Below are 24,987 nucleotides of genomic sequence, written 5' to 3'. Positions count from 1 at the left end.
TGCAAGGGCAGACATTGCGACGCAACAGCAAGTGTCTTGCGTTTACGTGTAAAGATCATCATCACCACAGCAAAAGTGATGAAAGATGATAGGCTGTAAAACAGCTTCAAAACACCGGATGCGCGATTATTTACCTAATATTGCAATCATTTCCTATATTTGACTGCTGTCAAATAGGCTGAAAAGCCCAATGTTATCGTGGAGTTACCCCGGCCCAATATTCCCTGAATTTTAACGTTTTTCGTTCATTGTGGCAAAATTCAGTAATTCTCGGGGATATATGTATGGCGAGTTTCTTTTCGAGATCGATCGTTGTTCAGATGGTCTGTCTGACCATCGCGCTTATTTTTCTTGGCATTGTTGCCGTGGGTACCACGACCTATTTTCGTCTGAAAGACGACGTCATGGAGAGTGCACTTCTGGATACGCGGCGCGCGGTCAGAAGCATGGCTATTCTTTATGAGATGAAGGTTGGCGGCGCGACGGTCGCTATCGAAAACGGCGAATTGAAATCCGTTAGCCGCCCCAGCATCGGTACGCTGCTCGATTTCGATCTGGTTGATCGCACCGGCATTGCCAATGGTGGCGTCGCTACCGTGTTTCAGGCACAGGGCTCGGATTTCCTCCGTATCTCCACTAACGTCAAAAACGAAAAGGGCGAACGCGCCGTCGGCACAAAGCTGGCGCTCGACAGCCCGGCCTATGCCAAGATGGCCAAGGGCGAGGCCTATTTCGGTCAAGCCAAGCTCTTCGGCACAGACTACATGACCGCCTATCTGCCGGTCCTGTCCAAATCGGGAACCGCAGTCGGCATTCTCTTCGTCGGCGTGCCGATGACGGTTTATCAGGGCCATATTGATGGTTTGCGCAACATCGTTCTGTGGTGCGGCTTCGGCGTCATGCTGGTCTTCGGTCTGCTTGGCTATTTCGTCATCAACCGCGCCCTGCGCCCGCTCGGTCTTCTGACCAACGCGGTCAAGTCGCTGTCGGAAGGCAAGCTGGATACGGATATCCCCTATACCCAGCGCAAGAACGAGTTCGGCAACATTGCCCGCGCATTGGAAGTCTTCCGTGAAAACGCGCATGAAAAGCTGCTGATCGAAGGCCGTAGCGCAGAAGAGCGCGCCGAGGCAGAAGCCGAACGCGGTCGCAACGATGCCGAAAAGCGCGAAACGGATCGCCAGATCGACTTCGCCGTCACCCAGCTTGCTGGCGGCCTTGCGCGTCTGTCGCAGGGCGATCTGACCCAGACAATCGACTCTCCATTCTCGGGCCGTCTGGAGCAGCTTCGTACCGACTTCAACACATCCTTGGCCAACCTCAAGGACGTGCTGGCGCAAATCCGCGAGCGCACGCTGGTTATTCAGCACAACGGCATGGAAATGCGCGAGTCCTCCAACGACCTGTCTCGCCGCACGGAATCGCAGGCTGCATCGCTGGAAGAAACGGCTGCTGCCGTCGAGGAAATCACCGTTACCGTGAAGTCTTCCGCTGAACGTGCCCGTGAAGCCAATCAGGCCGTTCGCGTCACACAAAAAAGCGCCGACAGCTCCGGCTCGGTCGTCAAGAACGCCATCGACGCTATGGGCCGTATCGAAGACGCATCCAAGAAGATCGAACAGATCATCGAAGTCATCGATGACATCGCCTTCCAGACCAACCTTCTGGCGCTCAATGCTGGTATCGAAGCGGCTCGCGCCGGTGAAGCGGGCAAGGGCTTTGCGGTTGTTGCACAGGAAGTTCGCGAGCTTGCTCAGCGCTCTGCCGATGCTGCCCGCGAAATCAAGACGCTGATCAACCAGTCCACCAATGAGGTCGGCACCGGTGCGCTTCTGGTGCAGGAAGCCGGACAGGTTCTGTCCGACATCAGCCAGCAGATCGTCGTCGTCAGCAAGCATGTCGAGACCATCGCGACCGCCACTGCCGACCAGTCATCCGCGCTTCAGGAAGTCAACGGCTCCGTCAACCAGATGGACCAGATGACCCAGCAGAACGCCGCTATGGCCGAAGAGTCCAGCGCTGCAACACAGATGCTGTCTGAAGAAGTCGAAGCCCTGCTCGGTCTCGTGCAACGCTTCCGCATTGGCCAGGAAGGTCATCAGCAGGATCGTTACAGCCGCGCTGCTTAAGACCGGTTACCGCCTCGAACCAAACATAAGGGCCGCTCGATCCATATCGAGCGGCCCTTATACGTTCAGCCCTACTCCGCAGCCGCGCGCGTCACGCTGAAGACCTGATTGATATAGGCCCTCAGTGCCGCTGGCCGGACTGGCTTGTGCTGAACGGCAATGCCTTCCTTTTCCGCCTGTGCACGAACCTCCGGCGTTCGATCCGCCGTGATGAGAAGTGCTGGAATGTCTCGCTGGTAAAAGCGCCTCAGGCGCAACACGGCATCGATGCCGTCGCCATCATCAAGATGATAATCGACAACGATCATATCCGGTGCGGGGACTTGCGCTTCCAGCATGTGATCGATGGCGGAAAGGGATGCCGCCTGACTGACCCCACAGCCCCAGCCGGACATTAGCAGCGCCATGCCTTCCAATATCCTCGGCTCGTTATCAACACAAAGGATGTGAAAGCCATGCATTTGATTTGCGATGGGCTGCGGCGTGCTACGCTCAACCGCCTTGGCCGCGCGGCCATGCGCGACCTCGCGTGGCAGATGAACGCGAAATGTCGTGCCCCTGCCCTGAATGGATGACAGGTGAACGGGGTGATGCAGAATGCGCGACAGCCTGTCCACGATAGACAGGCCCAAGCCCAGCCCCGCTGCCGTCTTCGCCCCCTCGTCCAGCCGCGCGAATTCCTTGAATATTGTGCGGAACTTGGAAGACGGAATGCCGATGCCGGAATCAGTGACCTGAATCACAGCCTCCTTACCGCGCCGTCGCGCGCCGACGATAACCTTGCCGGAAATGGTATATTTGATGGCGTTGGAAACGAGGTTTTGAACAAGACGGCGCAGCAGATTGATATCCGATTTCACCGTCAGCGATGTCGGCATGACGATGAGTTCAAGGTTCCTCTCCCGCGCCATCGGCGCAAAATCCGTTTCGATACGCTTGAACAGATCGTTGAGCGATACGGAGGCCATGCGTGGCTTCATGGAGCCTGTATCGAGGCGGGAAATATCCAGCACCGCGCCTAGAATGGTTTCTACCGACTCCAATGCGGAATCAATGTTCTGAACCAATGCGCCATTGTCCGAAGTGCCCATGCGCTCGACAAGGGCAGACGAATAAAGCCGTGCTGCATTCAGCGGCTGAAGAATATCGTGTCCCGCGGCGGCAAAGAACCGCGTCTTGCCAATGTTGGCCTCATCTGCCGCTGCCCTCGCTTCCGCCAGTTCGTGGTTGACGCGGGTCAGCTGGCCAGTGCGTTCTTCCACACGCTGTTCTAGCGTTTCATTGGCCTGTTTCAGCGCCTGGTCACTGGCAACGCGCTGGGTGATATCGGTGAAGGTCGCAACGATGCCCTTGTCCGGCATGGCGTTGGAGCGCACTTCGATGATGCGCGCACCGCCCGCCAGCACCAGCGAAAACGGCATGTCCATCGTCAAAAACAGGTCGATGGTCTGGCGTTGCTGACCGCTATCAATATCGCCCCGTTCCTCCAGCATAGCCACGATCTCGTTGAGCGGCAGGCCGACCCTGCCGAACTGCTCCGGCAAATCGAGCAGTGTGCGGAAGCGTCGGTTCCAGATGGTCAATTGCTGGGAACTGTCAAACACGGCGATGCCCTGATCCATCTGCGCCAGCGCCGTTTGCAGCATGTCCTGATTATATTGCAGCGCCTCGCTTGCCTGATCCAGCAGCCAGACCGTATCTGCACTCGTGTCCTCCGCTTTTTGCAGGATCAGCGAGAGAACGAGCCGCGCCGAAGACGAGCCGATGGCGCTGCCCAGCAATTGCTCGGAGAAATGGATCAGCGCCATATCCGCCGGCTGGTCGTCTTCCAGCTTACGGCCCGCAGTTTTTTCATAGGCCGCCAGCGAACGCAGCATCCGCTCTTCGCCCAGATAGCGCGCCACCGCCGTTTTCAGATCGCCCACGCTGACACGCGTTTTCCAGCCGCGCGTCGCGAATTGCGATTTGGAATGGCGCTTGACGAAAATGCCGGACTGGATGCGCTCAACCGGTCGCGGATTGCGCGACAGCGACCCCAGCACGAAGGCCGCACAATTGATCAACAGGCTGAGCGTTACCGCATTGACCAGCGGATCGGCTCCCGGTCCGCTGAATAGCGTTGTGCCGGGCAAGAGGAAACTCAGCACCGTCGCTGCGATATGGGAATTATCCGGCCCGCCAAGGCTTGGCAGGAACAGCAAATAACCCCAAACGACGAAGCCGGAACTGAGGCCCGCTATGGCGCCGCGTGCATTGGCGCGGCGCCAGATCAGCCCACCCAAAAGCGATGGTGCCATTTGCGCAATAGCGGCAAAGGCCAGCAACCCGATGGATGCGAGACCGGATGCACTGTCTGCCGCGCGGTAATAGGCATAACCCAACAATAGAACTGCGAAGATCGCCGTGCGGCGGATGTTGAGCAGCGTCTTGGCGAAATCATCGCGATGCGAGGAGCGGTTAAGCAGTTTCTGCCGCAGGAAAATTGGCATCAGAATGTCGTTGGACACCATGATCGACAGCGCGACGGAGGCGACGATGACCATGGCCGTCGCTGCCGAAAAGCCGCCGATAAAGGTGATGAGCGAGACCACCGGCATCTCGTTGACCAGCGGCAATTGCAGCACATAAAGGTCCGCGTCGCCGGTGCCACCCAGCGTCAGCAGACCGGCAATGGCAATGGGCAGCACGAAGATGTTGATGGCGATGAGATAGAGCGGAAAGAGCAGCCCCGCCATCCGCAGCTCATTTGGCGTGCGGTTCTCCACGACCGTCACATGAAACTGGCGCGGCAGCAGGATGATCGCAAAGGCCGAGAGCAGTGTCAGCACAATCCAGCGGCTGATCGGGGTCTGGTAGGACATGGCCTGCATGACCTGGCTGTTCTCGGAGGCGAGCTTCCAGAGCTGTGAAGGACCATCGAACAGGAAGAACACGACATAGACGCCCGCCGTGCAGATGGCGACCAGTTTGACCACCGATTCCATCGAGATCGCAAGGATCAACCCGTCCTGATGCTCGGTGGCGTCCGTGTGGCGGGTTCCGAAAATCACCGCAAAGCCCGCCATGACCACCGTCACCAGCAGAGGCAGATCAAGAAAGTAGAGATTGCCGCTGCCGATCCCGTAATCGCTCGGGTCCACCATTGCGGCAACGGAATTGGACACGGCTTTCAGCTGAAGCGCGATATAGGGGATAGCGCCGACAAGGGCGATGATCGATACCAGCGTCGCGACCGTCGGGTTCTTGCCGTAACGCGCGGCTATGAAATCGGCGACCGATGTCAGCTTTTCCGCCTTGGCCAGTTCCACGATCCGTCGCAGGATCGGCATTCCCAGCGTGAAGGCGAGAATAGGGCCGGTATAGATGCCGAGGAATTCCAGCCCGCGTTCGGATGCAAGCCCTACCCCGCCGAAATAGGTCCAGGAGGTGCAGTAGATGGCAAGGCTGAGCGCATAGACAATCGGCCTGCCCCGATTGGATGGAGTTTTACGACGGCTCTTGCGGTCGCCATAACTCGCCACTGCAAAGAGCAGCAGAATATAGGCGAATGCCGATCCGAATATGATCCACCCAGGAAGCACTTGGCTTTTCTCTCCCACCGTCCTCTTGGCCAAGCATAGGATAGTTCCGGGAAAATGAGAATTGGCCGGGACTTGGCATAAAGTTTAAGACGGTGGAACCAACCAGCTTTTTGCTTCGTATATCTGCACATTCGAAAATTGAATGTTATTATGTGTTTGCCGTGGCAGCGCGCCCCGGCTGTGAGAGGGCTTCAAAGAGGGACATCTGGAATGCTCAACGAGTTTAAAACGTTTATCGCCCGCGGCAATGTCATGGACCTGGCTGTGGGTGTCATCATCGGCGCGGCCTTCAGCAAGATCGTCGATTCGGTGGTCAAGGATCTGATCATGCCGCTCGTCGGCGCCGTGTTCGGTGGTTTCGATTTTGCCAACTACTTCCTGCCGCTCAGTTCGACAGTGACGGCAACGTCGCTGGATGCTGCGCGCGCACAGGGCGCGGTTTTTGCCTATGGTAATTTCATCACCGTCGTCATCAACTTCCTCATCCTCGCCTGGATCATTTTCCTGATGGTCAAGGGTGTGAACACGCTGCGCTCGTCGGTCGAGCGTCAGAAGGTCGAAGAGAAGAAGGAACCGGCACCTCCACCGGAAGACGTGCGGCTTCTCATGGAAATCCGCGATCTGCTGAAAAACGCCGATACCAATCGCGTCTGATCCATCAGTAAAATCCGTGGTCTCTTCACGGAAAATCATGCACAGCAGGCTTTTCATGCGTTAAGAAGGCACTCAAACGGAGTGCCTTTTTTCATGTCGGTTCTGCAAAGTCTAAGTGCTCGCTCTCTGGCAACGCCGGAAAGCGGTATCGTCGAAGTCAAGAAATACGCCCATGCCCGCGAAAATCTGCTGCCGCTGTGGGTTGGGGAAGGTGACCTGCCCACACCGGCATTCATTGCGCAGGCGGCAGCCGATGCGCTGACCGGCGGCGAGACGTTCTACACATGGCAGCGCGGCATTCCGGAACTGCGCGACGCGATGAGCCGCTATTACCAGCGCCATTTCTCCGCCAATTTGTCTCCTGACCATTTCTACGTCACGGGCTCGGGCATGCAGGCCATCGTGCTTGCTGTACAGGCGCTCACCTCCCCCGGTGATGAACTGGTTTACCTCACGCCGACATGGCCGAACATCGTGGCCGCCATCGGCGTTGCGGGCGCCAAGGCCGTGCCTGTCGGCATCGATTTCGAAAACGGCAAATGGGATATCGACGTCGCCAAGCTGGAACAGGCGATTACGCCCAAAACCAAGGCGCTGTTCATCAACACACCCTCCAACCCCACGGGCTGGACGGCGACGCATGACAATCTGCGCGATTTTCTGGCGCTTGCCCGCCGCCACGGTCTGTGGATCATCGCCGACGAGATCTATGCGCTGTATCACTATGCCGATGCGCGTGCGCCATCCTTCCTCGATATCATGGAAGAGGGTGACCGCATCATCTTCGCCAATTCCTTCTCCAAGAACTGGTCTATGACCGGTTGGCGCGTGGGCTGGCTGGTCGCCCCGCCGGAAATTGGTCAGGTCATCGAAAACCTCATCCAGTATTCCACGTCGGGCGTTGCGCAATTCATGCAGCGTGGGGCCATTGCTGCGCTTGACGACGGCGATGATTTCATCAAGCAGAATTTCGCCCGCGCCGCCAAATCCCGCGACATTCTCTGCGATGCGTTGATTGCGACCAACCGCGTCGAGACGCTGAAGCCCGACGGCGCACTCTACGCCTTCCTGAAAATCGATGGGATCACGGACAGCCGTGCTGCCGCCTTCGACATCGTCGACAAGGTCGGCGTCGGGCTGGCACCTGGCACAGCCTTCGGGTCTGGCGGCGAGCGTTTCCTGCGCGCCTGCTTCCTGCGCGATCCGGTCCAGATCGAAGACGCAGCCGATAGATTGTCGAGCTATATTCTCGGTAAAAACATCTGACAGAAACATATCGCCACCGATGATCGATCAAGATCGTCGGTGGCGTTGTCGTCAATCAAGATGGAGTCGTCTGGACGCGCTGCGCTCCAGATCAGTGCGTGGCGCTGGCCGCAGGCTTGTCCCGGTCGCGATAGAACGAGGCGTGGCGCAAACTATCCTCCAGAAACGCCGTATTCTCGTTCGGGTCGTTCGAAGGGTTCTGGAAGTTGATGTAGTTGATGTTGACGCCGGCATGGTCTTTTTCCAGCATCAACTGCGCATAGATGGTCACGCCTTTCGGCTTGATTTCCAGATCCAGCGTGATGGACGGATAGGTGTCCCAGTCCAGCTTGTAATCGCCGCCGATTCCAAAATAGACCGTGCCTGGATGGAAGTAGAGCTCGGCTGCCGAATCAACCAGATCCGACAGGCTGCTATAATATTCGAACTTCAGAAGGGAGATCAGGTCTCCCGCATCGATCAAGCGGAGCTCGGCAGCCACAGGGCCGATTGCACGAGCCAAAATTTCTTCTCTTTCAGCCGAATATGAGCATTTTTTCATATTGATCAGTTTACCCGTCTTTTGTTTTGGCGTGCGGCGTAAACCTTGTGAATCAGTTCCGCCACGGCCTTATAAAATACTGACGGGATGACACTATCGACCGAGACTTGCGCAAACATGGAGCGGGCGAGTGGCGGGTCTTCAAAAATCGGTATTCCGTTTTCGGTCGCGATCTCTCTGATTCTCAGAGCAATCAAATCCTGACCCTTGGCGACCACGATGGGCGCGTCGCTTTCTTCCTTCACATAGCGCAGCGCCACAGCATAGTGGGTCGGGTTGGTAATGACGAGGGTGGCGCGTGGCACACCGTCCATCATTCTGCGGCGGGCGCGGTCACGGGCAATCGAACGCTGGCGCGCCTTGACCACAGGGTCACCCTGCGATTGCTTGTATTCGTCCTTCACTTCCTGCTTGGACATTTTCTGCTGGCTATGCCAGCGATAATTGGCCCAGAAATAGTCGGCCACAGCCAGAATGCCGGTCGAGAAGAGAACGACGACCACCATCTTCTTCAGAACTTCGAAGCCGGTGGACATCATGGCGTGCGGGTCAGTCATCAGGGCATCGAGAAGGCGGTAATAATCAGCCTTCAGCGTCATCACCATAATGATCGCGACGACGACCACCTTGAACAGCGACTTGCCGAAATTGACCAGACCGTCGACGCTGTAGATTCGGGTAAAGCCCGCAATAGGCGATATTCTGGATGCCTGAGGAGTAATCCGGTCCAGCACGAATTGCGGAAGATTCTGTGCGAAGGATTGGCCAAGGCCGAAAACGATGAACAGGATCGCGGCGGGCAGAAGCATCACGCCGACTTCCTTGGAAAGATGCAGACCGAGCGACACCATGTCCGCTGCGGTGTTCAGCCGCCATTGCTCGGGACGTTCGAGAATATCCTCGAGCGTCTCACCCAGTCTCTTGATTCCATCAGGTACGAAAAAAACGAGGTAGACGTAGAAGGCGAGCGTCGAGGCAAACAGCGAAGCTTCGTGCGATGAGGGGACATTACCCTTCTCCTCCGCATCGCGTAGTTTTTTCTCTGTTGGTTCTTCTGTTTTACTGTCTTTGTCTTCGTCCGACAAGACACGTCCCCTCAATGGAAAAAGCCCGCCGGAACTGGCGGGCCGTTATTGACAGGGTATAGAGGGGCGCTTCGCCCCGCAAGCCGCCTCGGCTGGCCACACAGGTTTTATAGGCCCGTGAGGCTTTTAGGCAGCGGCTGACTGATCGGCGGGCGCCGCTTCCTTCAGCAATATCTGGCCGGAATTTGCCAGACGGATGGCTTCCTGCGCAACGGCGCGGCGGGCAATCGCCACTTCGCGCGTGTTGAGCGACGCTGTCGGCACGGCAAGATCGGATTCGATCATGCGGCGCTGACGCGGGCTGATGCTGGACAGCAAACATTCCTTGATCTCTGCCGTGGCGCCGCGAAGCGCCATGGTGAGAATGTCCGCCGACACATCGTTGAGCAGCGAAACGCGGCTGCGCTGCGGCATGTACATGAGATCTTCGAAGAGGAAGATCTTCGGCTTGACCTTGTTTGCAGATTCCTTGCTGAGCGTTTCGAGCGAGCTGAGCAGGGTATCGACCTGCGGCTTGTCGAGTTCGTTCATCAGGTCTGCAACCTTTGCGGAGCCGCCTGCATTGCGCTCTGCTTCGAGTTCCGCGATCAGCGTTATGACGCGCTTTTCGATGATCTGTGCAGCAGCAGGGCTGACTTCCTTCATGTTGACCGTACGGTTCATGATGTCGGCGCGCTGCTCGTCCGGAATGGTCAGAAGCACCTTGGCGCCGAAGGAAGACGGCAGCATGGAGAGGATATAGGCGATGGTCTGCGGGTGCTCGCGCATCAGGAACTTGCCGATGAACTGCGGGTCCGCATCCTGAAGCTGATCCCAGATGGATGCTTCGAACGCCTGGAATGCGGCACGGCGACCCAGAAGACCGTCAACCTCTTCCGGTGTCAGACCTTCTTCCAGAATGCTTTCGATGGCCTTGGCATTGTCCATGAGGCCAGTGCCTTCGGTGAACAGGTCTTCAAATTCCGCCACGATCTGCGCCAGCTCGTCGGGCGGAATGACGCGGAGTGTCTGGGCCGAATTGATGATGGTCTGCAACTCGGCCTGCGTGAAAAACTTGAGGAGTTTTCCGGCCACGCCTTTTCCCATCGCCAGCAGTACGGCGGCGGCTTTATCAGCCTGAGACAACGGCTTCCCAGCAATTGGGTTACCGAAATCTTCAAAGTCCATCATGGTCTTTCCTCTCCGTCCCCACAGGGATTAGGCTTTCTTCGTACTCATCACTTCGATCAACTTCACACCGAAACGCGTATCGTCGTCTTCCAGCACGGTGATTTCGCCGCGTGCGATGCAACGGCCATTCACCATGATATCCACTGGCTCACCGATCTTGCGCTCAAGCGCGATCGTTGCACCCTCTTCCAAACCCATCAATCCCGAAACCAGCATGCGGCTGGTGCCGAGCACGATCTGGACATCGATTGGAATATCCATGATCAGATCGAGGTTGTCGGACAGTCCGCTACCCAGCGGCGACGGCGATGAGGCCAGCGGTGCGGATGAGGAGCCGAAATCCGACATGCCGAAGCTGTCTATTCCGCCACCGAATGCCGCCAGATCGTTGCCCGCCGGCTCGGCACTTGCCGAACCGAAGTCACCGAAATCGCCAAAATCCCCGAGCGATCCTTCCGAATCACTCTTCAGCACGCCGCGCAGATCGCCAATCGCCTGATCCAGATCGCCTGTATCATCAAGCGAAGGCAGCAAATCATCGTCGGTCTTTGGTGTCTTTTTCGTAGCCATGCGCTAATTATTCCCTTTGAAACTTGCGTCAAGCTGCCCACGCCTCCAAGGAAGCATGTTCAAGATTTAACCCATCAAATGTCTTAGAATTTCATCGTCCGTGCTGACGTTGTTTTTCACACGGACCGTGTATCTGTCCCCTGCGCGACCAAACTCGCAGTTGTACATATTGGCGCCATTGGCGCTGACCTCGACGCAGATATCGTCCTGACGGATATCGCGGAAGGGAATGACATCGCCTTCCACCAGCCGCGAGATCGTTTTCAGCGTCAGGCTCTGCAGCCTGATCTTGGCTTCCAGTGTCACCTGCGAACGCTTCACCTGTTCGGAGATCATCTCCATCCACTCTTCCTGCTTCTTCAGCGCCTGCGGAGATGGTTTCGGCGCGACGATGGTGGTTTTCAAAAGCGTGCGCTGCGGAATGACCATGGCGAATTCGGACGAGACCTTGCCGATATCGACCTTGAGACGGACCAGCATGCCGAACTGCGCAGCGATGGCCTCTTCAAAGGCGCTCTTGCCATTGCCGTTGAACGGCGGGTCGATGGTCGGCTCGAAACCACCCGGCGCATTCACCGCCGAACGCAGCACGTCACCCACGCGCCCCATGACGAGGGCGGCGAGGTCGAGCTCGATCTGCGACAGCGCGCGGACTTCCGGCTCCATGATTGTATCGGGTGCCGCGCCCAGCATGCGCTCCATCAAGGCCATGATGAAGGCCGTGCCGGTGGCCAGCATGAAGTTGGGGCACCAGTTGCGCAACGAGCAGTCGGCCACGGCAAAATCCTTGCCGAGCCTCTGGATGAGATCGGTCATCAGACCGGATTCGCAGCCGACATAATCGACTTCGATGCCGATGCCCGTCTCGCTGTGGAAGATATCCGGCAGGAAGTTGCTGTAGATCTGGCCGATATCGGCACCGATCTTGGCAACCTTCTTGCCGTCGCCCAGGCCACCCGTCAGCTTTGCGAGAAGCGCCGGGTCCATTACCGTGACATTCGTTTGTGCAGCATTTGCCATTATCAAGCCGCCTTCTGGTCGCCGCCCGGGTTCATCATTTCCTGCTCTACGGCATCGATGGATGGACGCTCGTAACCGGAAATCGTCTTGCGTCCATATTCGAGCGCGACCTGTGGTACCGAGCCGTTCATATAGGCCAGCAGCGTCTGCTTCACGATGATGTAGAGGCGGTGCTGCTTGGTGCGCACGATCTTGATCTGCGACGTCAGCGGGTTACAGATCGAGTAGGACAGAATGATGCCAAGCATGGTGCCGACGAGTGCCGCGCCAATGAGGCCGCCGAGAACCGCAGGCGATTCGTTGATCTTACCCATCGCCTTGATAACGCCGAGAACGGCGGCAACGATACCGATGGCCGGGAAGGAGTCACCCATCGCGGTGATGGCGTGATACGGCTTCAGCTTGTCGTGCAGAATAGTCTCGATTTCCTCATCCATCAGCGCTTCGATTTCATGGCTACGCGCATTGCCGATGATGATGAGGCGAACATAGTCACAGATGAAGGATGTGAGTTCCTTGTTCTTCAGAACCGACGGAGCGGTCTGGAAGATGGAGGACTCGTCCGGGTTATCGATGTGAGCTTCGATTTCGTTGCGCGATTTCGTGCGCAGATCGCGCATCAGCGAGTAGAGAACACCGAGGACGTCGAGGTAATTGCGTTCTTTCGGTACAGAGAACTTGAACGCCTCGCCAATGGCCTTACCGCTGTCCTTCACCACCTTCATCGGGTTGGCCATGATAAAGCCGCCGAGGCCAGCACCGCCGATGATGACAAGCTCAAACGGCTGGAACAGCACGTCCAAATGGCCGCCCATGGCCATGTAACCGCCGATGATACAGCCGAAGGTAATGACTAGTCCGATAATAATGTTCATCTGAAGCTCGCGTCTGATGCCAATTTCGCATGTCAGGGATATGGGACATGCCTTGTGCGAGGCTGGCTTGAAAGCCGGAGTTGCAGAGTTTGTCTCGGGCCACGCCTTTTTCGGAGCCCTCCACCTTTCCCTCTTCTAACCAAGCAGCTGCTCAAAAGCTTCGCACAAGCAAGCGTCCCTAGTTTGGGGAACACTATGCGGGTGCCATGTCGTTGCGCGCCCACCTTTCTTAGAGTTCCGCACAGGAGACCGACATGCAGTCTGGTATTTACGTAGGCATTTCCTCCCAGATCGCACTGGAACGCCGCCTTACGACCATTGCGGACAACATCGCCAACATGAACACGGTCGGCTTTCGCGGTACGGAAGTGAAATTCGACCAGGTGATGAGCCAGACGCGCAACGATCTCAAGGCAGACATTTCCTTCGTGACACAGGGCAGCGACTATCTGTCCACCCGCAACGGCGAAATGATCCAGACGGGCAATTCCTTCGACTTTGCCATCAAGGGTGATGGCTGGTTCGGCATCAACACTCCCGCCGGTCAGGTCATGACCCGCGACGGTCGCTTCTCCATGGCAATCACCGGCGAGTTGGTGTCCACACAGGGCTATCCGGTGGTGGATGCCGGTGGCGCACCCATTCAGCTCAATCCGGCAGCCGGTGAACCGACCGTCGGATCCGACGGTCGCATCATGCAAAATGGCACGACCGTTGCCCAGCTGGGTCTTTTCACCGCCGATGCGACCAAGGGTTTCATGCGCTATGAAAACAGTGGCGTGATCTTCTCGCAGGCACCGCAACCCGTGGTCAACGATTCCTCTGTCGGCGTCGTTCAGGGTTATGTTGAACAATCCAACATCAATCCCATCAACCAGATGACGCAGCTCATTCAGGTCAACAGGGCTTTCGAAGGCATCTCCTCGCTGATGAAATCCACAGAGGATTCCTTCTCACAGGCCGTCCGCACCCTTGGTGGCGGGCAGTAACCGGCGCTTGATGTAAATGGAAACCGAAATCCAGCCGACCATCTTTCCGAAACTCGAAGCCCTCGCACAGATGCTGGACGCGCAGATGTCGTCCGGCATGCCCATGTCGCGCGGCGGACGGGTCAGGACCATCGCTGCTGGCCACTACACGGTCAGCGGACTTTCGGAACATGTCCGCCTTGGCGAATTCGTGGTCCACAAAAGCGCCACGGGCCTGCATCTGGGCGAAGTGGTTCGCGTCGAGCCGGACCTGATCTATGTCTGCGCCATCGAGCCGGGTGATCCCATCGGCGTCAACGATATCGTGCTGCGCGAAGGCGAATTCCGCGTCGAGCCAGACGATAGCTGGTGCGGGCGCACCATCAATTCGCTCTGCAAGCCCATCGACAACAAGGGCCCGCTGACAAAGGGGCCGAAGAAACGCTCGGTCATGACGCTGCCGCCGCCATCCATGACACGCAGCCGTGTGGACACCGGTTTTCGCACCGGCGTCAAAGCCATCGATATCTTCACGCCGCTCTGCCTTGGCCAGCGCCTTGGCATTTTCGCGGGCTCGGGTGTCGGTAAATCGACGCTGCTTTCGATGCTTGCCCGTGCCGACGCCTTCGACAAGGTCGTCATCGCACTCGTCGGCGAACGAGGCCGCGAAGTGCGCGAATTCATCGAGGATACGCTCGGTGACAACATGCAGAAATCCATCGCCATCGTCGCAACCAGCGACGAAAGCCCTATGCTCCGCAAAATGGCACCGCTGGTTGCCATGACGATTGCCGAACATTTCCGCGACAAGGGCGAAAACGTCCTCTTCATCGCAGACAGCATCACCCGCTTTGCCCACGCCATTCGCGAAGTGGCGATTGCCGCCGGAGAGCCGCCGATTGCGCGCGGCTATCCGGCATCGGTCTTTACCGAACTGCCGCGCCTGCTGGAGCGCGCAGGCCCCGGCGAAGAAGGAACGGGCACGGTCACCGCCATCATCTCCATTCTGGTGGATGGCGACAACCACAACGACCCGATTGCCGATTCGACCCGCGGTATTCTCGATGGCCATATCGTTCTGGACCGCTCGCTTGCGGATGAGGGCCGATATCCGCCCATCAATCCGCTGGCGTCGATTTCGCGACTGTCCCACAAGGCATGGACGCCCGACCAGCAGAAGCTGGTCTCGCGGCTGAAGTCGCTGATCCACAATTTTGAAGAAACCAAGGATTTGCGCCTGATCGGCGGCTATCGACCCGGCGTGGACGCCGAACTCGATATGGCGGTCAGGCAGGTTCCTTTCGTTTACGACGTGCTCAAGCAATCCCCCGGCGATGCCACAGTCATCGATGCCTATGCGGAACTTGCCAACGCACTCAGAAACGCTCCGGTCAACAACCAGCCAGCGCCCGTGCAGCGGCGGGGGTAATGATGATGAAATTCATGAGACAAAGACAGCCCAAAGAAACCAGTGACACTGTTGAACGCAAGGCCCGGCAAAGACGTTCGATCCGCGACTTCGACCGGTTCCTGACCGGCGGCCTCATCATTGTGGCCGGCGCGGCTGCCGCCCTGCCCTGGTATGTCTTCTTCAACCCCGAAAAATTCGGCATCAGCGGTGCCGGCTGGGAAGCGCTGAAAAACGTGCCTCAACGCCAGGGTGGAGGGGTCGATACGGTGATCCCCCATTTCGACGAAGGCCTCACCTCCAATGGCCGGAAAGATATACCCACTCTCGATCTCGACGCCCTGACGACAGCAGCCGTGCAGACTGACGGCATCGGAAAAAACACCAATTCCGATGGAAAGTCCCAACCCTTCCCCGGCGGCACCCGTTTTAAACTGCTGCATGTCTCGAATGGCCGCGCACTGATCGAAGACAAATCCGGCATGTTCCTCGTCCAGATCGGCTCCACACTGCCCGACGAAAGCAAGCTTCTTTCGATGAGCAATGTCGATGGCAAATGGCAGATCGTGACATCCTCGGGCGAGATGTACACGGAGTGATATCCGTCTGCGCATCGCCTTCTCCAGACCGGGGACGCGGTGCGAAAAGCCGTTTTAAACCTGCGCTGCAGGTCATCGGGAACGCTGGCTAAAGGCTGGTGATGACGCTCTACGTCGTGTGCGATGGCAATGCTCCAGCGCTTATGAAATAAATTTACGAAATACTTATTTTTTTATCGACTACTGACGGGCGTTAATTCATAGCTTGTCCGCCTTGGGCGTCCATTTCCGTCGATATCAAGAGAGTTATAATGAAAGTCGCTGTAGTTCATGACTGGCTCCCTGTTTTCAGCGGTGCGGAGCAAGTATTGTCGGCAATAATGCAAAGCACCGGGCCGAGCGATCTCTATACATTATTCAATTTTTTGAACGATAACGACTTGAAGAAAATCGGCGCCAAGGAAATTTTCACGAGTTATCTTGATCGCCTCCCTCTCCGAGAGAATTATTATCGATACACATTTCCCTTCTGCCCCTCTGCAATAGAGAGTTTTGACCTGGCAGACTATGATTTGGTTCTGTCGTCCAGCGCAGCCTTTGCCAAAGGGGTCATCGTTCACCCCCATCAACGCCACATAGCCTACGTGCACACCGCCGTGCGCTACGCGTGGGACCAGACATTTGAGTATATGCGGCGGACATCCATGTCCAAGCTACCGTTCGGCCCAATATTACGCCATTCACTCCACAAGCTGCGCATTTGGGACGTCAGATCGGCGCACGGAGCGGATGTGCTGCTCGCCAACTCTTCCGTCGTACAACGGCGCATAGAGCAAATTTACGGGCGTCGTTCTTACGTCCTGCACCCTCCCGTCGATGTGGATAGTTTCCCGATTCAGACGGAAAAGGATGATTATTACGTCTGCGCTTCGCGGCTCGTTCCGTACAAGCGCTTCGATCTTGTCGTTGATGCATTCAAAGACATGCCAAACCGCAAACTGATTGTCTGCGGCGACGGTCCGGAATTAAACCGGCTCAAAGAACGCGCAGGACCAAATGTCACCTTCACCGGTCACCTGCCGCGCGCCGAACTCATCAAGACGATAAGCCACGCAAGAGCGTTCATCTTCCCGGCCTACGAAGATTTCGGCATCGTCATGGCGGAAGCTTTGTCTGCCGGAACTCCAGTGATTGCGTATACGCGCGGCGGCGCACAGGACATCGTCGTGCCTCATGGGGAACGCGATGCGACCGGCGTGCTGTTCCCAACACAAACCGCAAAAGCAATTGTCGATGCCGTGGATCAATTCGAAAGCGCCCGTAACGAGTTTTCCCCGAAAGCCTGCCACGCCCGCGCCAATCTATTCGCGTCCCACAACTTCAATCGCAAGCTCGATCAGTTCATTGCGTTGACGATGGACAAGAATTTCTCGCGCGATACTTTGCTGACGATTGAGTAGAGTTAGCGGTAGAAAATAGTGTGAGGTAGCTGGAGAAGTCTTTTGGTGAGTTACATACCGGAGATTGGCCGGCACCTGTGACAACGCCAGCGTCCTATCACGGGCATATCACTCCAAAACACACATTGTCATCGCTGAAGAAAAATGGTGCCCGAAGGCGGATTTGAACCACCGACACGCGGATTTTCAATCCGCTGCTCTACCAACTGAGCTATTCGGGCACTTCAGGTTCTGACGAACCATCGCCTTTGGTAAGCGCCGGAGAAGCTTGCTGCCCCGGAAGTGAGCGGGGTTATAACATCTTGTTCGGCCATGGCAAGCGGTTGACGAAACTTTTTTGACAGTTTTTTTGAAGGGCCTGTGGATGGTTGTTGCGGGCGTCTTCGCTCATGGCGAGATGGTGCGATGTGAGCCTTAAACTTCCTCGGTACGGGATGCCGCCAAGTAAAAAACCTCATCTCCTTCGAGGCCCTTACGAGCACCTCAGGATGAGGTCTGATACATTGCGACTTTCCCACGATGTAAGACAGTCAACACATCACAGTGAAATACTTAGCGCTCCCAAGTTATGTGTATCACTTCGATCCGGCAGAAAGTCCCAGTGCAAACGGCACAGCTGCTACCAGAAGCGCCATGATGGGGGACGAGGCGAAGATGCGGCCTGCGAGTGAGGTGATGGCGACCGATCGGACGACGGGGAGCCAGTTCGCTATATCGGCGCTGTGGCGGGGTTGTTGGGGCTGGGCCTTGCGGGAGGATTGTGCGGCCTGAAGCTTTTCTACGTCCTTGCGGATAGCATCGATCTGCTCACGAAGCTCTTCGACTTCCTGGCGCAGCGACGCGTCAATGGTCTTCTTTTCGGGAGCTTTGGCGCGGGCGGCGGGCTTTCTGGGTGTTGTGCTCATATCGTCTTCCAGTTCAGAAAGTTCGTCTTCAAGATCGGATGGTTTGTCGAAACCATGGGAACGTACCGGCGCCCTCATTCAATTTTCCTCTCGCATAAACGCGTAATGACGCCGCGAACACCACGGCCTGGATGGATAGTCTGCAAACGCGGGACGCGAGAAAAGGATGCAGCGTTTCGTTCAATCTGGGAGGCAAAATCAAAAGGCCCGCTTGCATGCCAGCGGGCCTTTGACAGAACGGTATGTAAATCGAGCCCTTCGGCAAGGCTTATTTCACTGGCTTCAGCGATTGTAGAATGCTGACCAGTTCTTTGTGGTGTGCATCCTGTGTGGCTTTCGTGCCCCAATAGGTCACGACCAGCATCTTGCCTTCTCTTGGCGAGGCAAAGCCGAGGGAGACATCGACTGGGCCGTCTTCATCCTTGCCATCGAACTCGATGCTGCCGAATCTCATGCCGTTGATATCGACATCGCCGGAATCGGACTTCGTGCTTGCGTCGATTTCCACGCCATTATCCGTCAAAAACTTGATGGCATCGTCTATGACCTTGTCCATGGTCTTGTCGCTGGCAACATCGATGGAGAAGTAGATCGCAGCATCAGGCGAAGTGGCGTCGATGCCGGTTTCGGTTTCCTTCGGGCCCCAATCATCAGGGATTTTGACCGATGCTATGGGCGCTTCACTGGGAAACTTGAGTGTTTCTGCTTGTGCAAAAAACGGCGCCAGCACAAAGGCGGCGGCCAAAATGGTTTTTTTCATGGGAAAGTCCTCTGGGATTGAGGCGCGTAAGATTGGGTGGCAATGGTGCCCCAGCCGTTGCCAAATTCGATATAAAGGGAAAGCCGTTATTATGTCATCAGAATAATCTCAAGTAATGAAGAATGCTCAGAGCAAAGTTAACGGGCCAGAGGCCGACCATTCCTGTAAAAAGTCTCTATAATCTTTATATTATACATCGATGAAGCAATTCCAGATTGCTACCGACATGGCCAGATACAGAAACAGGCCCCGAAGGGCCTGCTGATGGTTGAGTAATTTTGATCTTAAGCGGATTTTGCGGCAGCGCCATAGGGATCGAACCGGCCGTAGAAGGTATCGCCCTTGGCGGCCATATCCTGTAGCAACGGGGTTGGCTTGAAGTGCGGTCCGTAGGTTTGGCTGAGCTTTTCGGCCAGTGCCACGAAGTTCGCCACGCCCATGCCATCGATATAGGACAGCGCGCCGCCTGTGTAAGGCGCAAAGCCGAAGCCGAGGATGGAGCCTACATCGGCTTCGCGCGGATCGGTGACGATGCCTTCTTCGACCGTGCGGGCAGCTTCCAGAGCGATGGTGACGAGGAAGCGCTGTTTCAGCACGTCCATGTCGACATCTTCAGGCTTCTGCTGCGCGTAGAGGCCTTTTAGGTCGGGCCAGAGAGACTTCTTGGCTGGCTTTGCCGGATAATCGTAAAAGCCCTTGGCGTTCTTGCGGCCAAAGCGGCCCTCGCCTTCCACCATGTTCTTGACCAGCTCCATGTGGCGCGGATCGACAGCCTTTTCGCCGAGATCGGCGACGGTGGCCTTGAGGATCTTGTAGGAGAGGTCGATGGCAACTTCATCGTTCAGCGCCAGTGGTCCCACAGGCATGCCCGCGAACTTCGCGGCATTTTCGATCATGGCCGCAGGCACGCCTTCGATCAGCATGTCATAGCTTTCGGCCATGTAGCGCAGCACGCAGCGATTGACGAAGAAGCCGCGTGTGTCGTTGACGACGATGGGCGTCTTCTTGATCTTGGCGACGTAGTCCAGTGCCACTGCCAGTGCCTTATCGCCCGTTTCCTTGCCGAGGATGACTTCCGTCAGCATCATCTTTTCGACCGGCGAAAAGAAGTGGATGCCGATGAAATCACTCGGACGCTTGGAGTTTTGCGCGAGACCGGTGATGGGCAAAGTGGAGGTATTGGAGGCGAAGATCGCGCCTTCCGGCAGCACGGCTTCCACCGCTTCGATCACGGCCTTCTTCACGTCGCGGTCTTCGAACACGGCTTCGATGACGAGATTTGCGGTTTTGAGCGAGGCATAGTCCGAGCTTGGCGTGATGCGGGCGAGGATGGCGGCACCCTCTTCCTGCGTCATGCGGCCCTTTGTGACGCTGTCTTTCACCAGACCTTCGCAGGTGGTCTTGCCCTTGGCGGCGGCTTCGTCATCGCGGTCGATGAGGGTGACATCGAGACCGGCAACGGCGGTGACGTAGGCAATGGACGCGCCCATGAAGCCTGCGCCGACGACGCCGACATGTTTCAGATCGCTCTTGGGCTGGCCAGCCGGACGGCGCGCGCCCTTGCCCAGTTCCTGCATGGAAATGAACAGCGAGCGGATCATCGCAAACGCTTCTTTCGAGCGAAGGATTTCCGTGAAGTAGCGCTGCTCGACCTTCAAGGCCGTGTCGAACGGCAACTGCAGGCCTTCGTAGACGCATTTGAGAATGGCGAGTGCTGCCGGATAATTGCCAGCGCTTTCGCGGCGCAGGATCGCCGGGGCGGCGGGCCAGAGCTGGGCTGCGGCGGGCGTCCAGATGCCACCGCCGGGGGCCTTGAAGCCCTTCTCGTCCCATGGCGCAACGGGTTTCAGGCCGTCCTTGAGCATCTGCTTGGCGGCGGGGATCAACTGATCCGGCTCCACCACCTGATGCACGAGGTTCATTGACTTGGCGCGGCTGGCCGTCAGCGACTGACCGGTCGTCATCATCTGGAGGGCCGACTGCGCATCGGTGAGACGCGAAACGCGCTGTGTGCCACCGGCACCGGGGAAGATACCGACCTTGATTTCCGGCAGCGCCAGCTTGACGCTCTTGGCGTTGGAGGCAACGCGACCGTGGCAGGCGAGCGACAGTTCCAGCGCGCCGCCCATGCAGGTGCCGTTGATGGCGGAAACCCAGGGCTTGCCGTTGGTCTCGATCTTGCGGAACAGACCATTCATCTTACCGACGAGATCGAACAGTTTCCTGGACGCCTCATCCGGGTTCTTCGCCTTCTCTTCATTGTAGAAGGAGAACATGGACTTGATCATCGACAGGTCAGCGCCGCCGGAAAAGCTGCTCTTGCCTGACGTGAAAACCACGCCCTTGACCGCAGCATCTGCAACGGTTGCGTCAACGATCGCGTTCAGCTCTTCCATGACCTCCGCCGTAAAGACGTTCATGGATTTTTCCGGCATATCCCAGGTAACGAGGGCGATGCCGTCTGCGTCTGTTTCGACGGTGAAATTGGTGTAAGTGCTCATAGTGGGATTCCTCTTCCCTGAATTTCTTGTGCTAACCGAAGACGCCGAGCAGGTAGCAAAGCAGAACGACAAGCAGAGCAAGAACGATGATCAGTCCTCGTCTCTCTGCTTTCATCCGAGCGTGGCTTTCGGCAGGCGTAACGCGACCGGCTGCTTCAGCAGCCTCGGCCATGTCCTCGTCGAGTTGCCTCGTCTGGAAGTGTCGCTTCGTCTCGTTCTGATAGCCCGCCATGCTCGTCGTCCCAATCAAACCCGCTCGATAACCGTTGCCGTGCCCATGCCTGCACCGATGCAGAGCGTGACCAGTGCGGTATTGAGATCGCGGCGTTCCAGTTCGTCCAGAACCGTGCCGAGGATCATCGCGCCGGTGGCACCCAGTGGGTGGCCCATGGCAATCGCGCCGCCGTTGACGTTCATCTTGTCGTGGCTGATGTCAAAGGCCTGGAGGTAACGCAGCACGACGGCGGCGAAGGCTTCGTTGAGTTCGAAGAGGTCGATATCGGCAATCGACATGCCGGTTTTGGCCAGCAGCTTTTCGGTGACGTCGACAGGGCCGGTCAGCATCAGCGCCGGGTCGGAGCCGATATTGGCAAAGGAGCGGATGCGGGCGCGGGGTTTCAGGCCCATGCTCTCGCCACCGGCCTTGGAGCCGACGAGAACCGCAGCAGCACCATCAACGATGCCGGACGAGTTGCCCGCATGGTGGACGTAGTTGATACGTTCCACTTCCGGGTGGGCCATGATGCCCACGGCCTCGAAGCCTCCCATTTCGCCCGGCATCTGGAAGGATGCGTTGAGCGAGGCGAGCGCCTGCATGTCCGTGCCTGGGCGCATATGCTCGTCACGGTCGAGAATGGTGATGCCGTTCTGGTCTTTCACCGGAATGACGGAGTTCTTGAAGTAGCCGTTTTCCCAGGCATGCGCGGCGCGCTTCTGGCTTTCCACGGCAAAGGCGTCCACGTCATCGCGGCTGAAACCGTATTTGGTGGCGATGAGGTCTGCGGATACGCCCTGCGGCATGAAATAGGCCGGGAAGCTGACCGAGGGGTCCATGTACCAGGCACCGCCGGACATGCCCATGCCGACACGCGACATGCTTTCCACACCGCCCGCGATGACGATATCGTCCGCGCCTGCCGCAACCTTGCCGGCTGCGAAATTGATGGCATCGAGACCCGACGCGCAGAAGCGCGAAATCTGCATGCCCGGTGCCTTGGTGGAGTAACCAGCCTCGAAAGCCGCACCCTTGGCGATGACGGCACCGGCATCCATCACCGGATCGACGCAGCCCATGATGATGTCATCGACGGTGGATGTGTCGAGGCCATTGCGGTCGCGGATGGCCTCCAGCGTCTTGGCGGCCAGACGAACGGACGGCACTTCGTGCAGCGAGCCGTCCTTTTTGCCGCGTCCGCGCGGGGTGCGGACGTGGTCGTAGATATAAACGTCAGTCATTTCTCATCTCCCTGTCGGCATCTGCATGCCTTCGAAATCTTGGAGGCCGTGAGTGGACCCCTCACTTGCGATTTCTAGCACTTAGCTAAAGCTAAGATGCTGAAATCGCTTTCTCTCCCACAAGGGGAGAGATAAACGCGCCGCGCCCACTCCGGGCTACCTCTCCCCTTGTGGGAGAGGACACAAAATCAAGATCTTAGCAAAGCTAAGTCTTAGATTTTGTTGGTGAGGGGTTTGCCCCTTGCTCCCACCCTCAAAACGCCTCAGCAGCCAGTTCCATCATCGTATCGCTTCCTGCCTCGATGCGGATCTTGCGAACCGCCGTTTCCGGCAGAATGCGTTCCATAAAGAACTTGGCCGTGACGAGCTTGGTCTTGAGGTACTGCTCATCCGACGCAGAGCCCGAAGACAATGCAGCCTGTGCGGCCTTTGCCATGCGTGCCTGCATGTAACCCAGCACCACGAGACCGAAGAGGTGCATGTAGTCGGTCGAACCGGCACCAGCATTATCGGGCTTCGCCATGGCGTGCTGCATGAACCACATGGTGGAAGCCTGAAGGTCGTTCAGGCCCTTCTTGAGGCCCTTGGTGTAGAGCGTGAGGCTCTCGTCGGCGCGGTTTTCCTCGCAGTAGTCGCCGATTTCTTTGAACAGCGCCATGACGGCGCGACCGCCATTGAGACCGAGCTTGCGGCCCACAAGATCGAGCGCCTGAATGCCGTTGGCACCCTCATAGATCATGGTGATGCGGGCATCACGCACATACTGACTCATGCCATGTTCTTCGATGTAACCATGACCGCCGAAGACCTGCTGGGCCATGACGGCGTGGTCGAAGCCCTTGTCGGTCAGCACACCCTTGAGGATTGGCGTCACGAGGCCGAGAATATCGTCTGCGGCCTGACGTTCCTTCTCATCGGTCGCGCGGTGGGCGATGTCGGATTGCAGCGCGGTCCAGAGCAGGAAGGCGCGGCCAGCTTCATTATAGGCCTTGATGGTCATCAGCGTGCGGCGAATGTCAGGATGCACGATGATCGGATCGGCCTTCTTTTCAGGTGCCTTTGCACCCGAGAGAGAACGGCCCTGAATGCGCTCGCGGGCATATTCGACGGCGTTCTGATAGGCGATTTCGCCAACCGACAAGCCTTGCAGGCCAACGCCGAGGCGGGCTTCGTTCATCATCACGAACATGGCCGACAGGCCCTTGTTCTCAGCGCCGATGAGATAGCCGGTCGCATCATCGTAATTCATGACGCAGGTGGCGTTGCCGTGAATGCCCATCTTGTGCTCAAGCGCACCGCAGACCACGCCGTTGCGCGCACCGACCGAGCCATCGCCATTGACGATGAACTTCGGCACGATGAACAGCGAGATGCCCTTGGTTCCCTCCGGCGCGCCTTCGATGCGGGCGAGAACCAGATGGATGATGTTGCTGGTCATGGAATGTTCGCCAGCCGAGATAAAAATCTTCTGGCCGGTGATCTTGTAAGAACCATCGCCCTGCGGCACGGCTTTGGTGCGCAGCAGGCCAAGGTCGGTGCCGCAATGCGGCTCTGTCAGGTTCATGGTGCCTGACCATGTGCCCTCGACCATCTTCGGCAGATAGGTCTGCTTCTGCTCGTCAGAACCATGTGCCAGAACGGCGGCAATAGCACCCTGCGTGAGGCCCGGATACATCATCAGCGACAGGTTGGCCGACGACATATATTCACCGATGGCGGCGTGCAGCGTGTAGGGAAGCCCCTGCCCGCCATATTCCGGCGGTACCGCAAGTCCGGTCCAACCGCCTTCGCAATAGGCATCATAGGCCTGTTTGAACCCTTCAGGCACGGACACCGAGCCGTCTTCGGCGCGCTTGCAACCCTGCTGGTCGCCCGACAGGTTGAGCGGGAAGAGCTGCTCTTCGGCAAGCTTCGCGGCCTCGCCGGTGATCGCCTCGATCATGTCGGGCGTGGCGTCTTCGAAACCGGGCAGATTGTTGTAGCGCTCGATGCCGAGCACGTCATTGAGAATGAAAAGTGTGTCTTGAACAGGGGCCTTGTAAACAGGCATTACCGATGATCCTCCGCATCGTTTGCCGGACCACTCCGGCGTCAACATGG

At 57.4% G+C, this 24,987-nt stretch carries 20 protein-coding genes and 1 tRNA gene; 7 read left to right on the top strand and 14 right to left on the bottom strand.

Features of this window, described 5'->3' with window-relative positions; all coding sequences use genetic code 11:
- The first annotated feature begins 284 nt into the window (after positions 1–284).
- Positions 285–2,129, top strand: a complete 1,845-nt coding sequence (locus AC27VJ_RS02120) for a methyl-accepting chemotaxis protein (RefSeq protein WP_488682632.1) — start codon at positions 285–287, stop codon at positions 2,127–2,129.
- Positions 2,130–2,200: 71 nt separating this feature from the next.
- Here AC27VJ_RS02120 and AC27VJ_RS02115 read toward each other — a convergent pair whose 3' ends face one another.
- Positions 2,201–5,710: a hybrid sensor histidine kinase/response regulator gene (locus AC27VJ_RS02115; protein WP_488682631.1), complete on the bottom strand. Its 3,510-nt coding sequence runs from the start codon at positions 5,708–5,710 to the stop codon at positions 2,201–2,203.
- A 210-nt stretch (positions 5,711–5,920) separates the two neighbouring features.
- On the opposite strand from AC27VJ_RS02115, the gene mscL reads away from it, so the two are divergent.
- Complete coding sequence (gene mscL, locus AC27VJ_RS02110; protein ID WP_113089686.1) at positions 5,921–6,364, top strand: large conductance mechanosensitive channel protein MscL; 444 nt, start codon at positions 5,921–5,923, stop codon at positions 6,362–6,364.
- 93 nt (positions 6,365–6,457) lie between these two features.
- The gene (locus AC27VJ_RS02105) at positions 6,458–7,630 is read left to right on the top strand and encodes a pyridoxal phosphate-dependent aminotransferase (RefSeq protein WP_488682630.1); all 1,173 of its coding nucleotides are present in this window, start codon (positions 6,458–6,460) and stop codon (positions 7,628–7,630) included.
- Between the two features lie 91 nt (positions 7,631–7,721).
- Here AC27VJ_RS02105 and AC27VJ_RS02100 read toward each other — a convergent pair whose 3' ends face one another.
- The 6 genes from AC27VJ_RS02100 to motA all read right to left on the bottom strand — a co-directional run bounded on the left by AC27VJ_RS02100 (position 7,722) and on the right by motA (position 12,891).
- Entirely contained in the window at positions 7,722–8,171 is a 450-nt protein-coding gene (locus AC27VJ_RS02100; RefSeq protein WP_113089684.1) for a hypothetical protein, read from the bottom strand.
- Between the two features lie 5 nt (positions 8,172–8,176).
- Positions 8,177–9,256: a flagellar biosynthesis protein FlhB gene (gene flhB / locus AC27VJ_RS02095; RefSeq protein WP_353576899.1), complete on the bottom strand. Its 1,080-nt coding sequence runs from the start codon at positions 9,254–9,256 to the stop codon at positions 8,177–8,179.
- 126 nt (positions 9,257–9,382) lie between these two features.
- Positions 9,383–10,426 (bottom strand): flagellar motor switch protein FliG, encoded by a 1,044-nt coding sequence (fliG, locus tag AC27VJ_RS02090; RefSeq protein WP_488682629.1) that lies wholly within the window; start codon positions 10,424–10,426, stop codon positions 9,383–9,385.
- 27 nt (positions 10,427–10,453) lie between these two features.
- The gene (fliN, locus tag AC27VJ_RS02085; protein WP_113089681.1) at positions 10,454–10,996 is read right to left on the bottom strand and encodes a flagellar motor switch protein FliN; all 543 of its coding nucleotides are present in this window, start codon (positions 10,994–10,996) and stop codon (positions 10,454–10,456) included.
- A 66-nt stretch (positions 10,997–11,062) separates the two neighbouring features.
- Positions 11,063–12,022: a FliM/FliN family flagellar motor switch protein gene (locus AC27VJ_RS02080; RefSeq protein ID WP_488682628.1), complete on the bottom strand. Its 960-nt coding sequence runs from the start codon at positions 12,020–12,022 to the stop codon at positions 11,063–11,065.
- Entirely contained in the window at positions 12,019–12,891 is an 873-nt protein-coding gene (gene motA, locus AC27VJ_RS02075; RefSeq protein WP_113089791.1) for a flagellar motor stator protein MotA, read from the bottom strand. Before motA ends, AC27VJ_RS02080 begins: the two co-directional genes overlap by 4 nt.
- Positions 12,892–13,145: 254 nt before the next feature.
- Between motA and flgF the strand changes: the two genes are divergently transcribed.
- The 4 genes from flgF to AC27VJ_RS02055 all read left to right on the top strand — a co-directional run bounded on the left by flgF (position 13,146) and on the right by AC27VJ_RS02055 (position 17,266).
- Complete coding sequence (gene flgF, locus AC27VJ_RS02070; RefSeq protein WP_488682626.1) at positions 13,146–13,880, top strand: flagellar basal-body rod protein FlgF; 735 nt, start codon at positions 13,146–13,148, stop codon at positions 13,878–13,880.
- A gap of 16 nt (positions 13,881–13,896) precedes the next feature.
- The gene (gene fliI / locus AC27VJ_RS02065; protein WP_353576897.1) at positions 13,897–15,288 is read left to right on the top strand and encodes a flagellar protein export ATPase FliI; all 1,392 of its coding nucleotides are present in this window, start codon (positions 13,897–13,899) and stop codon (positions 15,286–15,288) included.
- A gap of 14 nt (positions 15,289–15,302) precedes the next feature.
- Complete coding sequence (locus AC27VJ_RS02060; protein ID WP_488682625.1) at positions 15,303–15,866, top strand: flagellar protein; 564 nt, start codon at positions 15,303–15,305, stop codon at positions 15,864–15,866.
- A 251-nt stretch (positions 15,867–16,117) separates the two neighbouring features.
- Positions 16,118–17,266, top strand: a complete 1,149-nt coding sequence (locus AC27VJ_RS02055) for a glycosyltransferase (protein WP_488682624.1) — start codon at positions 16,118–16,120, stop codon at positions 17,264–17,266.
- Positions 17,267–17,411: 145 nt separating this feature from the next.
- Here the strand turns inward: AC27VJ_RS02055 and AC27VJ_RS02050 are convergent.
- From AC27VJ_RS02050 to AC27VJ_RS02020, 7 genes are all read right to left on the bottom strand, one after another.
- A tRNA-Phe gene (locus tag AC27VJ_RS02050) sits at positions 17,412–17,487 on the bottom strand.
- Positions 17,488–17,841: 354 nt separating this feature from the next.
- Positions 17,842–18,249: a hypothetical protein gene (locus AC27VJ_RS02045; RefSeq protein ID WP_488682623.1), complete on the bottom strand. Its 408-nt coding sequence runs from the start codon at positions 18,247–18,249 to the stop codon at positions 17,842–17,844.
- Positions 18,250–18,439: 190 nt separating this feature from the next.
- Positions 18,440–18,931, bottom strand: a complete 492-nt coding sequence (locus AC27VJ_RS02040; protein WP_488682622.1) for a histidine kinase — start codon at positions 18,929–18,931, stop codon at positions 18,440–18,442.
- A gap of 284 nt (positions 18,932–19,215) precedes the next feature.
- The gene (locus AC27VJ_RS02035) at positions 19,216–21,432 is read right to left on the bottom strand and encodes an FAD-dependent oxidoreductase (protein WP_488682621.1); all 2,217 of its coding nucleotides are present in this window, start codon (positions 21,430–21,432) and stop codon (positions 19,216–19,218) included.
- Between the two features lie 31 nt (positions 21,433–21,463).
- A complete protein-coding gene (locus AC27VJ_RS02030; protein ID WP_488682620.1) occupies positions 21,464–21,664 on the bottom strand; it encodes a hypothetical protein in 201 nt (66 codons plus the stop codon).
- A gap of 14 nt (positions 21,665–21,678) precedes the next feature.
- A complete protein-coding gene (locus tag AC27VJ_RS02025; RefSeq protein ID WP_062450934.1) occupies positions 21,679–22,887 on the bottom strand; it encodes an acetyl-CoA C-acetyltransferase in 1,209 nt (402 codons plus the stop codon).
- A gap of 253 nt (positions 22,888–23,140) precedes the next feature.
- A complete protein-coding gene (locus AC27VJ_RS02020) occupies positions 23,141–24,937 on the bottom strand; it encodes an acyl-CoA dehydrogenase C-terminal domain-containing protein (protein WP_488682619.1) in 1,797 nt (598 codons plus the stop codon).
- Between the last annotated feature and the right edge of the window lie 50 nt (positions 24,938–24,987).

Source organism: Agrobacterium sp. 20P9.1.2 (genome assembly GCF_057799395.1).
The sequence above is the reverse complement of the archived record's forward strand: the minus strand, read 5'-3'. Positions and strand labels throughout refer to the sequence as shown.

Bases quoted from the DNA above. Each gene is read 5' to 3' on its own strand.
- AC27VJ_RS02120 (WP_488682632.1), top strand. From the start codon at position 285: ATGGCGAGTTTCTTTTCGAGATCGATCGTTGTTCAGATGGTCTGTCTG.
- mscL (WP_113089686.1), top strand. From the start codon at position 5,921: ATGCTCAACGAGTTTAAAACGTTTATCGCCCGCGGCAATGTCATGGAC.
- AC27VJ_RS02105 (WP_488682630.1), top strand. From the start codon at position 6,458: ATGTCGGTTCTGCAAAGTCTAAGTGCTCGCTCTCTGGCAACGCCGGAA.
- AC27VJ_RS02100 (WP_113089684.1), bottom strand. From the start codon at position 8,171: ATGAAAAAATGCTCATATTCGGCTGAAAGAGAAGAAATTTTGGCTCGT.
- fliG (WP_488682629.1), bottom strand. From the start codon at position 10,426: ATGATGGACTTTGAAGATTTCGGTAACCCAATTGCTGGGAAGCCGTTG.
- fliN (WP_113089681.1), bottom strand. From the start codon at position 10,996: ATGGCTACGAAAAAGACACCAAAGACCGACGATGATTTGCTGCCTTCG.
- motA (WP_113089791.1), bottom strand. From the start codon at position 12,891: ATGAACATTATTATCGGACTAGTCATTACCTTCGGCTGTATCATCGGC.
- flgF (WP_488682626.1), top strand. From the start codon at position 13,146: ATGCAGTCTGGTATTTACGTAGGCATTTCCTCCCAGATCGCACTGGAA.
- fliI (WP_353576897.1), top strand. From the start codon at position 13,897: ATGGAAACCGAAATCCAGCCGACCATCTTTCCGAAACTCGAAGCCCTC.
- AC27VJ_RS02060 (WP_488682625.1), top strand. From the start codon at position 15,303: ATGAGACAAAGACAGCCCAAAGAAACCAGTGACACTGTTGAACGCAAG.
- AC27VJ_RS02055 (WP_488682624.1), top strand. From the start codon at position 16,118: ATGAAAGTCGCTGTAGTTCATGACTGGCTCCCTGTTTTCAGCGGTGCG.
- AC27VJ_RS02045 (WP_488682623.1), bottom strand. From the start codon at position 18,249: ATGAGGGCGCCGGTACGTTCCCATGGTTTCGACAAACCATCCGATCTT.
- AC27VJ_RS02040 (WP_488682622.1), bottom strand. From the start codon at position 18,931: ATGAAAAAAACCATTTTGGCCGCCGCCTTTGTGCTGGCGCCGTTTTTT.
- AC27VJ_RS02035 (WP_488682621.1), bottom strand. From the start codon at position 21,432: ATGAGCACTTACACCAATTTCACCGTCGAAACAGACGCAGACGGCATC.
- AC27VJ_RS02030 (WP_488682620.1), bottom strand. From the start codon at position 21,664: ATGGCGGGCTATCAGAACGAGACGAAGCGACACTTCCAGACGAGGCAA.
- AC27VJ_RS02025 (WP_062450934.1), bottom strand. From the start codon at position 22,887: ATGACTGACGTTTATATCTACGACCACGTCCGCACCCCGCGCGGACGC.
- AC27VJ_RS02020 (WP_488682619.1), bottom strand. From the start codon at position 24,937: ATGCCTGTTTACAAGGCCCCTGTTCAAGACACACTTTTCATTCTCAAT.